The sequence below is a fragment of the Enterococcus sp. AZ078 genome (assembly GCF_051714985.1).
GTDB lineage: Bacteria > Bacillota > Bacilli > Lactobacillales > Enterococcaceae > Enterococcus_B > Enterococcus_B hirae.
This window is the reverse complement of the sequence record NZ_JBIOSW010000001.1, coordinates 1,172,882-1,188,584: the sequence shown is the minus strand read 5'-3', so window position 1 is coordinate 1,188,584 and position 15,703 is coordinate 1,172,882. Positions and strand designations below refer to the sequence as shown.

Genomic DNA, 15,703 nt, shown 5'->3' with positions numbered 1-15,703 from the left:
TCATATGAAAAAATTCAATAATTGGCCCACCGACTATCCTGATCCTAACTGGTTTATCCATGATCGTTTTGGTTTGTTTATCCATTTTGGTTTGTTCAGTGTGGGAGCTAGACACGAATGGTTTATGACCACAGAACAAGTCTCTTTAGAGGAATATTCAAAAAAATATTTTCAGCATTTTAACCCTGATTTGTTTGATGCAGATGCTTGGGCAAAAGAAGCCGCTCGCTGTGGGGTGAAATACATGGTATTCACGACAAAACATCATGAAGGCTTTGCCTTATGGGATACGAAACAAACTGATTACAAAATCACCAATACTGCTTTTGGACGAGATCTTCTGGCAGAGCTACTCCCGGCTTTTCGCAAAGTCGGGATCAAAATCGGGTTATACCATTCACTGATCGATTGGCGCCATGAACATTTCCCACTGGACGGACTGCATCCTGAAAGAGAGAACCAGAAACTGCGAGAAAAAAATTCCGAAAGAGATATCAAGATTTATCAACGCTATCTACGTGAACAAGTCAAAGAATTACTGACAGAATATGGAAAAATCGATTATTTATGGTTCGATTTTTCTTACAGCCACCGCGATTGGGGATGGTCAACAGGAAAAGGGCACATTGATTGGGATAGCGAAGCACTAGAAAAGCTCTGCTTAGAACTGCAACCTCATCTCCTATTGAATGATCGACTTGATTTAGGCCATGGCATCACTACTCCAGAACAGTTTCAACCTGATAAACCATTAGAGAAAAACGGCATGCCTGTTATCTGGGAAGCTTGTCAGACAATGTATGGCACTTGGGGGTATGACCGTGACAATATGGAATGGAAAAGTAGTGAGATGCTTTTGAAAATGCTGATTGATACCGTTTCAAAAAATGGGAATTTCTTGATGAATATTGGTCCTAATCCACGAGGAATGATTGATACGAAAACGTTGGAACGGCTTCATGCTATCGGAGATTGGATGACCCTTCACAAAGCATCTGTCATTGGCTGTTCATATAGCGCCTTTGAAGCTCCTGACGATTGCCGATATACACAAAATGAAAACAAGCTTTATCTGCATCTCTTTTCTTATCCTTACCGCAACCTTCATCTTAAAGGATTAGCAGGTAAAGTTGAGTTTATTCGTCTGCTCAATGATGGCTCGGAAATTTTTTATCGAGGATTTGATCCGGACGAAGTGATTACTTCTACAGAAGCAGTCATTGCTCCAGAAGATCTTGTCATCACCTTGCCAATCATCAAGCCTGATGTGCTGATCCCAGTAATTGAAATTACCTTGAAAGACGAATAAAGAGCAAATAAAGACCAAATAAAAAGCAGATGATACTTCCTTCGGTGATTCACAAAAAATATCGGCATCGAAAGCTTGTAAAAACATACTTTTAGTGAGAAATATCGTAAAACATTTGAATAACTACCCAAGTTGTATGCTGAAAAAGCAACAATTTGGGTAGTTATTTCAGTCTTTTACAATTATTTGCTTTTGTTTTTTTGTAAGAAGCTCAAAACTGGAAATAAAATGACTTCTCCGTCCTGCTCCAGTTCGATATCCCCCCTTAGTTTACTCCTATTTATTGCTTATAAAGTTCCTTCTCTATTCATTGTTCGGTATTGACCTGGAGTCACACCAACGTTCGTCCTGAATTTTCTCGTATAGTTTGAAACATCATAATAACCATTCTTTTGAATAATCGTTTTTATTGGTAAATCAGTTTCTATTAAGTCTTGCTTGATTTTTTCTAGCCGCAATTCTTGCAGATATTTTGAGAAAGTAGTACCTGTTTCTTTTTTGATAAAACGGCTAAGGTATGAAACTGAAAGTTGAAATTCATCTGCCAACTTTTCCATAGATAATTGGGAAGAAGCATAGTTTTTGTGAAGATATTCGAACAATTCTTTTTTCAGCACAGACTCTTGATTTTGTGGCTTAACTTGCATAACCTCACAGATCATTTTTGCGAGCATTAATAGTTGTTGCTTCAATTCGAGTAAATTACTAAACTTGGCACTTTTTTCTGCTTTTTTCAAAATTGTTTTATTTTGCAAATTACTACTTACTTTAGCAACTGCATTTAATAGATAAAAACCATACATTTTTTGTCCACTATAAGAAAAGTGTTCTTTAATCCCCCGCTCAATCAACGATTCTATCGTTTCCGCAGCGATCGTTAAGTCTCCTTGACGCAGACTTTGAATCAATTTCAGTTTTTCTCCATCTGGGTAATTAATGCTGGTTGAAGACTCTTCACCTGGAATTTCATTATAGAAAACAAAGTTATTTTCTACTGTTGAATAGTCTAATGCGGCCAAACCTTCAATATAAGAAGCATTGATCTTCGTAAGGTTTTCAGTACTATTTCCTACTCCTATCCTAAAAGTACCGTAACACGCTTTTTTTAGTTGCTGAATCATCTCTATTACAACTTTCTTGTGACTAGTTTTTTCATAGGTACTAAAGATATAGGCGGTCACTCCTGCAGATAGGATCTCTGTACCATATCCCGAAAAGTTCTTTCCACTTACTTTCAGCGGTAACTCATTAGCTGTGTCGTCAATGCTCTGGATAGGATAATCAACTACGACGACAAAATAGCAAGTACCGGTAAAATGCACTTGGACAGAGTTCAGTAGAACTAATGAATCTTCTGGAGACTTAAATTTCCCTCCTAAAATTTTTCTAAGGACCTGTTCTCTCGCATGGGGAGTCTGTCGTTTAATTTCTTTATGTAGCTCTTCATGTTCGTTCAAAAATTGCGCCAACGTTTCATAGACATTCCCGTTGGAAACAGCTACACCGATTTTATTTCGATAATATTGATCAATCAATTTTTCAATGTTGCGGATCGGCTGTGAAAAACGAGTACCTATAATCACTACAAGCACTAGACCAAACACAAATATCACAAAAAAAAGTTTTAAAAACTTTTGGTGGATGGTATTGATCTTTGTCAAAGCTTGTGATGGATCCATTACAGAAACAAATGACATATTCAAATCCCTGCTATTCAAAGACTGGACAAGATAGTTTCGATGGTTGTAGTAAAAATTATCCTGTTGCAAGATCATTTGAATTTGCTTCGGCTGATGCAAATGCGCCGTTAGTTTGTTATTACTGGTATCTGCTGCTAGAATACGATACGAGTCATCAATCAGATAGTTGGTACTGATACCATCACTATTGGAAAGATTCAACAGCTTATTCAAAATCGAAAGATTGATTGAATAGATTGCTACGCCATAAAAATGCATTTCTGCATCTTTAATTGGAACAATGTAAAAAAGTTGTGTGGAATTAGGTTCTTTTTTCAGGGTTAGTCCAGTTGGAATATCGTTATCAAGATGTGAAAGCAGCTCTTTTTTATCAAGCGAATAATTATTGATTTTTCGTTGCAAAAAATTGTCCACTGTCAAGCTACCGGTAGATGAAAACAATGTATTTGGTTTTTCTTTGTAGTAAAGATAAATTTCCTCAACAAAATCATTACTTAGCTTATATTGTTGCAAGCTAAGTTGTCCTTCACGAGCATAATAACTATGGGAAAGCCTTCCAGGTGAAAGATTGGTGTTATAAGGAATGTGTTGAGTGATATTATCCAATTGCAAAAACTTATTTTCAGATGAGTACTTCAATTGGAGTAACTGGTTCTTGGCTGTCAAAACAACTTGCTGATTAATGCTTTCTTTAGCCGTATGAAACCAAATTAACGATACCATAAAAAATGGCACTAGAAAGACAAAAAGATAAGATAAAATCGACTTAGAAAGCTGTCTGTGCTGTTTATTTTTCCCGTTAGTAGCAACTTCTCGTACCATATGTCCCTCCTTGATTCTTTAGCTAATCCTGTCGTGGTATCTAGGGCTTTAGTTATAAATAGCAACTTTTCATTTCTATAATTACTCCTCACAATTTCATCCGCACTGGTCAATGAATAATCTACAGGCTGCTGATCCCGATGAAGATACCTAAAAAAGCTGATCCATCCACTTCATAGAACCATTTTCTTTATCCTGACACCCCAGCTTTTTGCCGCCAAATTTTATTTACATATATCACAAATCTAATTTTTATCTGTTATTCTTCCATCGTTTCCTTTTATTCCAACGTATGTATGCCTCGATTATAAAGCGCTTTCTAAACAAAGGAAATCCTTGCTTAAAATTTTGATCATTGTTCAAAAATTAGCAAGATTTTTGTTCAACTCATTCATTTTTATTCAAAAGCATTTTATTCGCAAAAAGAAAGCGCTATAATAAAAGAAAAACTTGGAGAAAAAAATGGAGACTAGACGTACAAGCGATCTTTTAAGCTATTTGGTAAAAAAGAAACAAGCAACTTCCAAAGAACTTTGTACTCACCTTCACTGTAGTATAAGTACACTTCGCAGAGAATTACTTGAGCTAGAAAAACGAAAATTAATCCGCAGAACTTGGGGCGGGGCGATCTTGAACGAAACGACAAACATGGAATATACTTATCTTCAAAGAGAAGCCAGTAATATCCCGGAAAAAAAGATCATCAGTGAATTAGCACGAGATTTTATTGCACCAGGTATGTGTATTTTTTTAGATTCCAGCAGTACTGTTCTACACCTTATTCCACTACTTGTTAAGATACCTAACTTAATTATCATTACCAATGGTTTGCGTACAGCTTTAAAGTTAAGTGAATGTCAGAACGAATCTTTAAAAATTTATTTGACTGGCGGTGAAGTCAAACTTAATGCTAGTACAGTTATTTCAAATACACTTGATCCCATTACCAGTTCCTTTCGTTTCAATGCTGCCTTTTTATCTTGTCGGGGACTCGACCATGAAGGGATTTATGAAGCAAACTTCAATCAAGCACAAATCAAAAAAGAAATGATGAATAAAGCACAAGAGATTGTTTTATTGGCTGACGAAACGAAATTTGACTCTACTCATTTTTTCAAGATAGGTGATTATTATGATTATGATGCGATTGTTACCAATAAAAAACCGCCTAAGATTTATCATAGAATCATTGAAAAAAATGACATTCACTTGGTGTATCCCACTGAATGAGAAATATAAATGGACAAAAAACGATTGGAGCATCCAATATTTCTCATTGTCCAACTTGTTGATAGAACTTTTGCAACCAGCCAAACAAACGCCCTTGTTACTCACCCTTTTTCTTCTCAAAAAGCAGGTGAATCAAACAGCACTTATTTGCTTCATCAAAAGAAACAGCACACCTACACCAAACTATTATGGATTACCCTACATTCACAGATCATCGAACAAGACAATCCGCTATAAAAAGTGTTTTGGTATCGCTAAAAAATGAACATATAGCATTTAGGCCATTGCTTAATTGGCTCTATTATTTATGTGACTGGAGGATTCTTCAGTCACATTTTCGTGCGCTTTGTGCGAAACAAAAAATCTGAGACAGAATATGATTCATTCTGACCCAGATTTGATTTTACACAGCTACTCAGTTCTTATTGATAAAGAGTCGCATTTGCTAAACACTTTTTGTAATAATTAAGTTAAAAATAAATAAACCAATATAGCAAAACAATTATATAAACTATGCGTTATTATGGAATACCAAATGTTTTGTGTTTTTATATAGACAAATCCTAAAAGAATTCCACTTAAGAAAATCACTAAACCGAATCCATGAACAAGTGCAAATAAAAAAGCAGAAATTAGCATTATTATATACTGACTTTTTTTATTAGTTTGAAGGTTAATCATACAGAAGCGAAAAACTATTTCTTCTAAAATTACGCCATAAGTAATTGCGCTAAAAAAGAAGAAAGAGAGTGAATTTTTTAAATCACTCGGGCTTAAACTTTTTGAAATTGGTGTATTAATCAAATTAATAATAAATAGTATGAGAAATGAAGAAATAACAACTCTTAAGAGTTTTGTTATACTGATTTTTTTCAATTCTTGGATTAAAGTAGGATAAAATAAAACGACTGACAAAATGAAAAAGAAGATACTACTATGCTCAAATACAAAATAAATATTCGAGGGTACACCAAGCGAAGGAATAATAAAAGTTAGGAGTAAGTACGTACTACAAAATAACCATTTAACCATTCAATCACTATCCAATAGGAATATAATCAATATACTGTGTGTTTGCTGTTGCAGTTTCTGTACGAACATAACGATTATCAACTTTCCTATAAACTTTATAGGTTACGGTTATTGTTGCATTTTGACGATATTTTTTAAATTTTCCACTTGCAGAAGTAGTTCTATTTAATTCGATTTTCATTCCAAAAATATTAGCACTAACGGATAATTTTGTACCACGCGTATGAGTTTCTACACCTAAATAAGTTCGAGTTCCTTTCTTGATTGACCAGTTTTGAGGTTTTGACCAAGTTCTCGTTTGAATAGTAGATTCATCTAATACGTAATAATAGTCATCATCAGAATAAGCAGCTATATTAGAAATATTATGCTCACTAGCTAATACTCCAACGCTAGGCATAATGGCAGAACCTAAAGTCAAAATGGACGTTGATAATAACATTGTTTTAAATAAATGCTTTTTCATGGTGTTCTCTCCAAGTAACAATAGATTAAGAAAACGTTTTCTGTGTTTTTAGAATAATAGAAAAATTTAAGGTTGTCAATATTCATTCTAAATAAATTTTGTTATTTAATTTTACGATTTAACCAATAAAAATAGGATAAACCACCCATATATTAGTTAACTATTTGTAATTTTAACTAATTTACCTCAAAGAATCCTGTAAAAGCTTGTTCATACGTGATGTCTCTTTTTTCTTTTTTGTTCATTGTTAAAAGAAATTCCAGAAACGCAAGATGAAAGCTTTCGAGTGAAGCTTCAAACCTTCTGTACTATGAAGATGGGAACACCAATGCGCTGATTTCTCCGTACTCTAATGGGAAAATAGAAGCGAAGAATCCTCATGAAAAGACAACCAAACGAGTAACTTACAGATTTAAATCAATTAATTAAAGTAAATGAAAAAAATCTGAGACAGAATGAGATTCATTCTGACCCAGATTTGATTTTACACAGCTACTCAGTTCTTATTGCTGAGATATCCTCGATAGTCTTCTGTGTGAAGTAGTCGTTTGGCATTCTCGACTCTTTCTTTTGTTGGCGGTTCAATACCTTCTAGTGGATAATCTAAGCCAAGTGTTTCCCACTTATATTTCCCCATCGTATGGTAAGGTAGAATCTCTACTTTAGCTACATTGTTCAATGTCTTGATAAAGTCATCCAGCCGAATCAAGTATTCATCATAGTCACTGCGTTCAGGAACTAATACGTGTCTGATCCACACTGGCTTATTGATCTCAGAAAGATATTGCGCCATCTCCAGAATATTTTCATTATCCCAACGTGTTAACTTTTTATGCTCTTCGTTGTCGATGTGTTTGATATCAAACAGTAACAATTCAGTATACTTCATCAATTCTTGAAAACGAGAAAAGAATGGTTCGTCACGCGTGAAAGGCTTCCCACAAGTATCTAGCGTAGTATGCATACCACGCTCTTTCGCTTTCTTGAACAGTTCGATCAAAAAATCGATCTGTAATAAAGGTTCGCCTCCACTAACAGTGATACCGCCTTCTGAACCCCAATAGGAACGATAGCGCTCTGCTTGGTCTAATAGTTCATCCGCCGTATATTCTTTTCCTCCGCCTATATTCCATGTATCAGGATTATGACAAAATTCACAACGCATGCGACAACCTTGCATAAAAACGACGAATCTAACGCCTGGTCCATCTACAGAACCAAACGTTTCGATCGAATGAACATAGCCAATTGTTTTTTCTTCCATAAGGATCACTTCTTTTCTTTGATTTCATTTTATTTCAAAAGACACTTGAATCAACCGATTGCTAGGAAAAGACGAGGGCAAAGACCACCGCCTTGCCCTCAACCTTTTTCAATCGTTCTTTTTAATGATAGATCGTATTATTTATTCCGCTTTACATTCTATCGTGTGATGTTCTCATCAATACGTCTAATTGTTGTTCTCTCGTTAGATCACGGAATTTAACAGCATAACCTGAGACACGGATCGTCAAGTTAGGGTATTTCATTGGATTTTCCATAGCGTCACGTAATAGATCATTACTAAATACATTGACGTTCAAATGATACGCTCCTTTAGAGAAGTAACCATCTAATACATTACGCAAGTTGCCGATACGTGTTTCTTCATCTTTTCCAAGACCGGAAGGATTGATCGTTTGCGTATTAGAGATCCCGTCACGTGCATAACCATAATTGATTTTAGCAGTTGAGTTAAGACTTGCCAACAATCCATTTTGTTCTGCATTGTAACTTGGGTTTGCCCCAGGAGCAAGAGGTTTACCTGCTTCACGTCCATCAGGTGTGTTACCAGTGTTTTTACCATAAACCACGTTTGATGTGATTGTTAATAATGACGTTGTTGGTGTGGAGTTACGGTAAGTTTTATGACGTTTGATTTGTGTCATAAAGTATTCTAAGATCCATTCTGCTAACTCATCTGCTGCATCATCGTCATTTCCGTATTTAGGGAAGTCGCCAGTTACTTCGAAATCAACGGCAATTCCTTTTTCGTTACGGATTGGTTTCACATCTGCATATTTAATTGCTGACAAGCTATCCGCTGCATGAGAGATTCCAGCAATCCCTGTTGCAAATGTACGTTTCAAATCTGAATCCATCAATGCCAGTTGAGCTGCTTCATAAGAATATTTATCATGCATATAATGGATGATGTTTAATGTATTCACATATAACTCAGCTAACCAGTCCATCACATTCATAAATTTGTGTTTTACTTCTTCAAAGTCTAATACATCAGCTGTGATTGGACGATACTCAGGAGCAACTTGGGCACCAGTTACTTCATCAACCCCACCGTTGATTGCGTATAATAATGCTTTTGCTAAGTTCGCACGAGCACCGAAGAACTGCATGTCTTTTCCAACAACTGTTCCAGATACACAACATGCAATAGCGCAATCATCTGAACCCCATTGTTCACGAAGAAGATTGTCATTTTCAAATTGGATAGATGAGCTTTCGATTGCAATTTTACTTGCATAAGTTCTGAAGCCTTCTGGTAAATGTTCTGAATATAAAACTGTTAAGTTTGGTTCAGGAGAAGGACCCATGTTAGTCAATGTGTGCAATAGACGGAAATCATTCTTAGTTACTAATGAGCGTCCATCTAAGCCCATTCCAGCGATTGAAAGAGTCGCCCAGATTGGGAATCCTGAGAATAATTGATTGTATTCTGGTGTACGGGCAAATTTCACCATACGTAATTTCATGACTAAGTGATCGATCAATTCTTGTGCTTCTTGTTCGGTGATCACGCCATTATCTAAGTCACGTTGGATATAGATATCTAGGAAAGCAGAGATACGTCCGATTGACATTGCTGCACCATTTTGTGATTTGATTGCTGCTAAATAACCGAAGTATAACCATTGTACTGCTTCTTTTGCATTAGCAGCTGGTTTAGAGATATCATAGCCATATTTTGCAGCCATTTCTTTCATTTGTGCTAAAGCACGATATTGTTCTGTGATTTCTTCACGAAGACGAATGACTTCTTCATCCATTGTATGGAAACCTGTCATATCATGGTCTTTTTTCTTTTGTTCCATCAAATAGTCAATACCATACAATGCGATACGACGGTAGTCACCAATGATTCGTCCACGTCCATAAGCATCTGGAAGGCCTGTAATGATTTTGTTTTTACGTGCTGCACGCATTTCAGCTGTGTAGGCATCAAATACACCTTGGTTATGTGTTTTACGCCAATCGCTAAAGATATGTGTCAACTCATCATTAGGTGTGTAACCATTACTTGTTAATGCATTGTTAGCCATATTGATACCACCAAATGGCATAAATGCTTGTTTCAACGGTTTATCTGTTTGTAAACCAACGATTTTTTCAAGATCTTTGTCTAAATAACCTGCATCATGTGAGGTAATCGTTGAAACGATTTCTGTGTCCATGTCATAAACGCCATTGCGTTCAAATTGAATATCATTTAGTTTTTGTAATTCTGCCCAAAGCTTTTCTGTTGCTTCAGTTGGTTTTTCTAAAAAGCTGTCGTCTCCACGGTATTCAGTGTAGTTATTTTGGATGAAGTCTCTTGTATCTACGCCTTCTTTCCATTTCGTTCCTTTAAATCCATTCCATTGCTCCATTGTATGGACCTCCCGTTATCTGTTTTATGTAACAGTTTTTACGTGATTAGTATAACACAGACGAGCATCTTTGCAAGGGTTTTCTTGTTTTTTATTTAACAAAAGATGGCGTTTTTATTCACTTATATCAACAAACGCTAATATACCAAGCTTTAGCAATTGTGAACACTTTCATATTTTTTTATCTTAATATTTATAATTTTTTAATAATCAGAAAAAAGAAGGTAGATCTGTATTAAAACAGATCTACCTTCTTTCAAAAAAACTATAACAGTTAATCGGTAATGGCTACTTCAGGTGGCTCAATGACTTTAATCACTTCGCCGCCTTTTTTCTCGTCAACTGCAAATGAGCCATTAGACGTTCGATCGCCAATCGGATAATCCGTTGGGTCAATCATTAGCTCTTGACCTTTTTGATTGATGATCATTATTTCTTTGGCGTTTCCTTCAGACATATGAATAACTCGATGTGGGTTTTTCTTTAGTTCACGTAGAACCGTAACACCACGTTTTGCTCGAGAGGTTTGACTAATTTCTTGCGCAAGCATCCGTTTCACCGCACCACGTTGAGTGACGATGATGATTGGCGTATCTCCTTCTGTCAAAACGAGTAACCCGTTAACGACAGTATCTTCGTCTTTGAGGTTGATTGAACGAACGCCAGCAGCTTTTGCTCCTACCACAGGTACTTCTTCTAATGGATATCGTAACCCCATCCCTTGGTAAGTGACTAAAAAGATATCTAAATCCGTTTGACCTTCTACCAAGTAAGACGCCACTAATTCATCATCGTCACTTTTGAGTTTCATGCCACTTAACGGACGACTCTTATAAGTACGCCATGGTTCAAATTCGGTCATTCGAGTTTGTTTAACCCAGCCATTTTTACTGATGAAGACCAGTGTTTTTTCTGCTTCGATTTTTTTGTATGGAAAAACAGCTAGAATCGATTCATCAACCGAAAGATTGACAATCGTTTGTGAAATATGTTCTCCAGCATCTTTCCATTTTAAATCTGGCAATTCATGGACAGGACGATAAATGACATTTGCCTTATTGGTGATCAACAACACATGATCCAAGGTATTTAGTTCACCAGAATACAAGAGATAGTCCCCTTCTCTCATGCCGATTTCCTCTGGTTTAGAAGCACTATATGAACGTAGACTAGTCCGTTTCACATAACCTTCCTTCGTTACGCTGACAATCACATCTTCTTGTGCTACTAACACTTTTGTATCAATTTTGATTTCTTCGATTTCGTCTTCAATTGTCGTTAAACGTGCATTAGCATACTTTTTCTTGACCTCACGAAGTTCTTTCTTCATGACCGAGAATAATTCTTTATCATTAGATAGAATTTTGTTCAATTCAGTGATTTGTGCTATTAAGCTTTCTGATTCTTTACGTAATTCTGTAATATCCGTATTTGTTAGACGATATAGTTGCAACGTCACGATTGCTTCAGCTTGTTCTTCCGTAAACTGAAAAACTTCGACTAAATTTTGCTTCGCGTTTTTCTTATCTTTACTTTCTCGAATCGTGGCAATGACTTCATCCAAGATCGACAAAGCTTTCATTAAACCTTCTACGATATGCTGGCGCTTTTGTGCTTTTTCTAAATCAAATTGACTTCGTTTCGTGATTACTTGTTTTCGATGATCAATATAACTACTTAAAATATCTTTTAATCCCACTTGATGCGGTGTCATATGATCAATAGCTACCATATTGAAGTTGTAATTGATTTGTAGTTCAGTATTTTTAAACAGGTAATTGAGGATACCTTGTGCGTTAGCATCTTTTTTCAATTCAACCACGATCTGTAATCCAGTGCGGTCACTTTCATCTCTAACTTCAGCAATGCCATCGATTTTTTTATTTAAACGGATTTCATCCATTTTCTTCACTAATGTGGCTTTATTTACTTCATAAGGGATCTCGGAAATCACGATTTGTTGCTTGTTCCCTTTAATCGCTTCAATTTTAGTCTTTGATCGCAGAATGACTTTTCCACGTCCAGTTTCATAAGCTTTTTTGATCTCTGCTTTTCCTTGTAAGATTCCCCCAGTAGGAAAATCAGGACCAGGGATATAATCCATTAGTTTCTCTAAACTCGCTTGGGGATGATCAATGAGGTAAATCGTACCATCAATGACTTCTGCTAAGTTATGGGTAGGGATCTCCGTAGCATAACCAGCGGAAATTCCCGTTGAACCATTGACTAATAGGTTTGGATATCTCGCTGGCAACACAGTTGGTTCTTTTTCAGTATCATCAAAGTTCCATACAAGATCAACCGTATTTTTTTCAATATCTGCCAACATTTCACCACTTAATTGGGAGAGCCGTGCTTCTGTATAACGCATAGCAGCTGGTGGGTCACCATCCATACTACCGTTATTTCCGTGCATCTCTATAAGTACTTCTCTTAGCTTCCAATCCTGACTCATCCGAACCATGGCTTCATAAATACTACTGTCCCCATGAGGATGATAATTCCCCATGATATTTCCGACAGATTTGGCAGATTTACGGAATCCTTTATCAAAAGTATTGCCATCTTTATTCATCGCAAATAAAATTCGTCTTTGAACGGGTTTCAATCCATCTCGGATGTCTGGCAATGCTCTTTCTTGAATAATATATTTTGAGTAACGTCCAAAGCGGTCACCCATCACTTCTTCTAGGGTTAGTTCTTGGACTTCTTGACGTTCTTCCATTAGGTGACCTCCTATTCTTCTACTAATTCAGATTGTTTCTCTTCATCGAACAATTCATTGGACGTAGCTGTATTTTCAATATCTTCTTTTTTATCTAAGATACTACCATCTTCTTCTAACGTGAATTGCACATGATTTTCGATCCATTTTCGGCGAGGTTCAACTTTGTCCCCCATTAATGTCGTCACACGACGTTCCGCTTGAGCAGCATCATCTATCCTCACGCGAATCAACGTTCGAGAGGCTGGGTCCATGGTAGTTTCCCACAATTGTTCTGCATTCATTTCTCCAAGACCTTTATAGCGTTGCAACATATAGCCTTTACCAATTTTTTTGATGGTCGCTGCTAATTCATCATCTGTCCAAGCATATTCGACCACTTGTTTTTTTCCTTGACCTTTAGAAACCTTATAAAGCGGTGGTAATGCGATATACACTTTTCCTGCTTCAATCAATGGTTTCATGTAACGATAAAAGAACGTCAGTAATAGCACTTGAATATGTGCACCATCGGTATCCGCATCGGTCATGATAATAATTTTGTCATAATTGCAATCTTCAATTGAAAACTCAGGTCCAACACCTGAACCGATCGTATAGATCATCGTATTGATTTCTTCGTTTTTCAAGATGTCTTGCATTTTTGCTTTTTCAGTGTTGATCACTTTCCCACGAAGAGGCAAGATGGCTTGGAATTTACGGTCTCTTCCTTGTTTTGCTGAACCACCAGCAGAGTCTCCCTCCACGAGGTATAATTCATTCTTTTTCGGATTTCGTGATTGAGCAGGTGTCAGTTTTCCTGAGAGTAATGATTCACCTTTTTTACGTTTTTTCCCATTACGGCTTTCTTCTCGAGCTTTTCGGGCAGCTTCACGAGCTTCTCGGGCTTTGATTGCTTTTCGCACTAACATTTGGCTCATTTCACTGTTTTCTTGTAAATAAAAGCCCATTTGTTCTCCAATGACATTATCTACTGCCGTACGGGCAATTGGTGTACCCAATTTTTCTTTTGTTTGTCCTTCAAATTGTAAGAGATTCTCAGGTACTCGAATGGAGAGAACAGCTGCTAAACCTTCTCTAAAATCACTACCTTCGAGATTCTTATCTCGTTCCTTCAGCAAGCCCACTTTTCGGGCATATTCATTGTAGGCTTTCGTCATCGCTGACTTCATACCGACTTCATGGGTGCCTCCATCTTTCGTTCGGACATTATTCACAAATGACAACACGTTTTCTGAATATCCATCATTATATTGGTAAGCAACTTCGACTTCGATACCGTCTTTTTCACCAGAAAAATAAACAACTGGTGTCAACGTATCTTTTTCTTCGTTTAGGTAGTCAACAAATTCTTTGATTCCTTCTTCATAGTGAAAAACTTCCTTGACTGGCTCTTCGCCACGTAGATCAGAAAGCGTGATTTTTACTCCTCTTAAAAGAAAAGCTGATTCTCGCAAACGTTCAGATAAAATATCATAAGAAAATTTAGTAGTGGAAAAGATCGTGTCATCTGGTAAGAAATGAACTGTCGTTCCATTGGCTTTTTTGGTCTTCCCGATTTTTTTCAGTGTACCATCAGGCTTACCACCATTGCTGAATTTTTGTTGGTATTCAATCCCATCACGGACGATTGTAACAACCAACCATTTTGATAAAGCATTGACCACACTTGCTCCGACACCGTGTAGTCCCCCTGAGGTCTTGTATCCTCCTTGACCGAACTTTCCGCCGGCATGTAGTACAGTAAAAATCACTTCAACTGTGGGGATACCAGAAGCATGCATCCCAACTGGCATACCACGACCGCTATCTGTCACAGTGATACTATTGTCTTCATGAATGGTTACATCAATTTCATTTCCATATCCAGATAAAGCTTCATCAACCGCATTGTCAACGATCTCATAGACTAAATGATGTAAGCCCCGGCTATCCGTTGACCCGATATACATTCCTGGTCGTTTTCTAACTGCCTCTAATCCTTCAAGAACCTGGATCGATGCATCATTATATTCGTTCTTTACTTTTTTTGCCAAGGCAAACGCTCCTTCAATAATACTTTACGGTTAAAACCGCATCACGATAATCATACTAGAAATACGCATGAAAAAAAAGAGGTTAGGAAAGAATTAAAACTTAATTACTAACTAACCTTTGAGAATACTATCTTTTTTATCCTATTGTTCGCTTTTGTCTTGCCGATTAAATATTTCACGTTATTTAAAATGCAAACATTTAGTTATCTTTTTCGTTCATATTGTTCCACTCGATTTTTATACAACGATCCATGACGATGTCTTTGCGATTTGCTGATTGAAGCTTGTTTGCTGCTTCTTCATTTGCGATACCTAATTGCGCCCAAAATACTTTTGCTTGAGTCTGTAAAAAGTCAGCAGCTACCTCTGGCAAAAATTCACTACGCCGAAAAATATCCACGATATCGATCGGTTCTTGGATTTCCTGTAGCGACGCATAGACCTTTTCGCCTAAAATGATCTCTCCTGCTAATAATGGGTTCACCGGAATGATACGATATCTCCGTTCTTGCAGAAATCGAGCAATTTGATAACTTGTTCGTTCTTCCTTATTACTCAAACCAACAATTGCAATCGTTTTTGCTGTTTTTAAATAATCGAAGATTTTTTCTTGTGTTGGATTTTCAAATGACATAAATAATACTCCCTTTCGTTCACTCTTTCAAGTATTTCCAATTGTTCACGTACTTTATTCATGCTAAAATAAACATTAGTTTCAAATTGAAAGAGGTAGAAC

11 protein-coding genes and 1 pseudogene are annotated in these 15,703 nt (G+C 36.6%); 4 read left to right on the top strand and 8 right to left on the bottom strand.

The window, feature by feature from the left end:
- The first annotated feature begins 4 nt into the window (after window positions 1-4).
- On the top strand, window positions 5-1,309 hold the full coding sequence (locus IGJ18_RS05605) for an alpha-L-fucosidase (RefSeq protein WP_438842995.1): 1,305 nt from the start codon (window positions 5-7) through the stop codon (window positions 1,307-1,309).
- Between the two features lie 287 nt (window positions 1,310-1,596).
- On the opposite strand, the gene IGJ18_RS05600 is transcribed toward IGJ18_RS05605, so the two are convergent.
- Window positions 1,597-3,831, bottom strand: a complete 2,235-nt coding sequence (locus tag IGJ18_RS05600) for a helix-turn-helix domain-containing protein (protein WP_438842994.1) — start codon at window positions 3,829-3,831, stop codon at window positions 1,597-1,599.
- Window positions 3,832-4,293: 462 nt separating this feature from the next.
- Between IGJ18_RS05600 and IGJ18_RS05595 the strand changes: the two genes are divergently transcribed.
- Complete coding sequence (locus tag IGJ18_RS05595; protein WP_010737385.1) at window positions 4,294-5,061, top strand: DeoR/GlpR family DNA-binding transcription regulator; 768 nt, start codon at window positions 4,294-4,296, stop codon at window positions 5,059-5,061.
- A 9-nt stretch (window positions 5,062-5,070) separates the two neighbouring features.
- Window positions 5,071-5,298: a hypothetical protein gene (locus IGJ18_RS05590; protein WP_438842993.1), complete on the top strand. Its 228-nt coding sequence runs from the start codon at window positions 5,071-5,073 to the stop codon at window positions 5,296-5,298.
- 228 nt (window positions 5,299-5,526) lie between these two features.
- On the opposite strand, the gene IGJ18_RS05585 is transcribed toward IGJ18_RS05590, so the two are convergent.
- Together IGJ18_RS05585 and IGJ18_RS05580 are read right to left on the bottom strand one after the other, a co-directional pair.
- Window positions 5,527-5,865 (bottom strand): CPBP family intramembrane glutamic endopeptidase, encoded by a 339-nt coding sequence (locus IGJ18_RS05585; RefSeq protein WP_230471064.1) that lies wholly within the window; start codon window positions 5,863-5,865, stop codon window positions 5,527-5,529.
- A 235-nt stretch (window positions 5,866-6,100) separates the two neighbouring features.
- Window positions 6,101-6,559, bottom strand: coding sequence for an LMxysn_1693 family intestinal colonization protein (locus IGJ18_RS05580; RefSeq protein WP_081128686.1), 459 nt, complete (start codon window positions 6,557-6,559; stop codon window positions 6,101-6,103).
- 232 nt (window positions 6,560-6,791) lie between these two features.
- On the opposite strand from IGJ18_RS05580, the pseudogene IGJ18_RS05575 reads away from it, so the two are divergent.
- A pseudogene (locus IGJ18_RS05575) lies at window positions 6,792-6,988 on the top strand (ISL3 family transposase); the annotation flags it as partial.
- Window positions 6,989-7,055: 67 nt separating this feature from the next.
- On the opposite strand, the gene pflA reads toward IGJ18_RS05575, so the two are convergent.
- The 5 genes from pflA to IGJ18_RS05550 all read right to left on the bottom strand — a co-directional run bounded on the left by pflA (window position 7,056) and on the right by IGJ18_RS05550 (window position 15,601).
- A complete protein-coding gene (pflA, locus tag IGJ18_RS05570) occupies window positions 7,056-7,823 on the bottom strand; it encodes a pyruvate formate-lyase-activating protein (protein WP_010737384.1) in 768 nt (255 codons plus the stop codon).
- 151 nt (window positions 7,824-7,974) lie between these two features.
- Window positions 7,975-10,206, bottom strand: a complete 2,232-nt coding sequence (pflB, locus tag IGJ18_RS05565) for a formate C-acetyltransferase (protein ID WP_010719453.1) — start codon at window positions 10,204-10,206, stop codon at window positions 7,975-7,977.
- 274 nt (window positions 10,207-10,480) lie between these two features.
- Window positions 10,481-12,931, bottom strand: coding sequence for a DNA topoisomerase IV subunit A (gene parC, locus IGJ18_RS05560; protein ID WP_438842992.1), 2,451 nt, complete (start codon window positions 12,929-12,931; stop codon window positions 10,481-10,483).
- 11 nt (window positions 12,932-12,942) lie between these two features.
- A complete protein-coding gene (gene parE / locus IGJ18_RS05555; RefSeq protein WP_438842991.1) occupies window positions 12,943-14,967 on the bottom strand; it encodes a DNA topoisomerase IV subunit B in 2,025 nt (674 codons plus the stop codon).
- 199 nt (window positions 14,968-15,166) lie between these two features.
- Window positions 15,167-15,601 (bottom strand): CoA-binding protein, encoded by a 435-nt coding sequence (locus IGJ18_RS05550; RefSeq protein WP_438842990.1) that lies wholly within the window; start codon window positions 15,599-15,601, stop codon window positions 15,167-15,169.
- Between the last annotated feature and the right edge of the window lie 102 nt (window positions 15,602-15,703).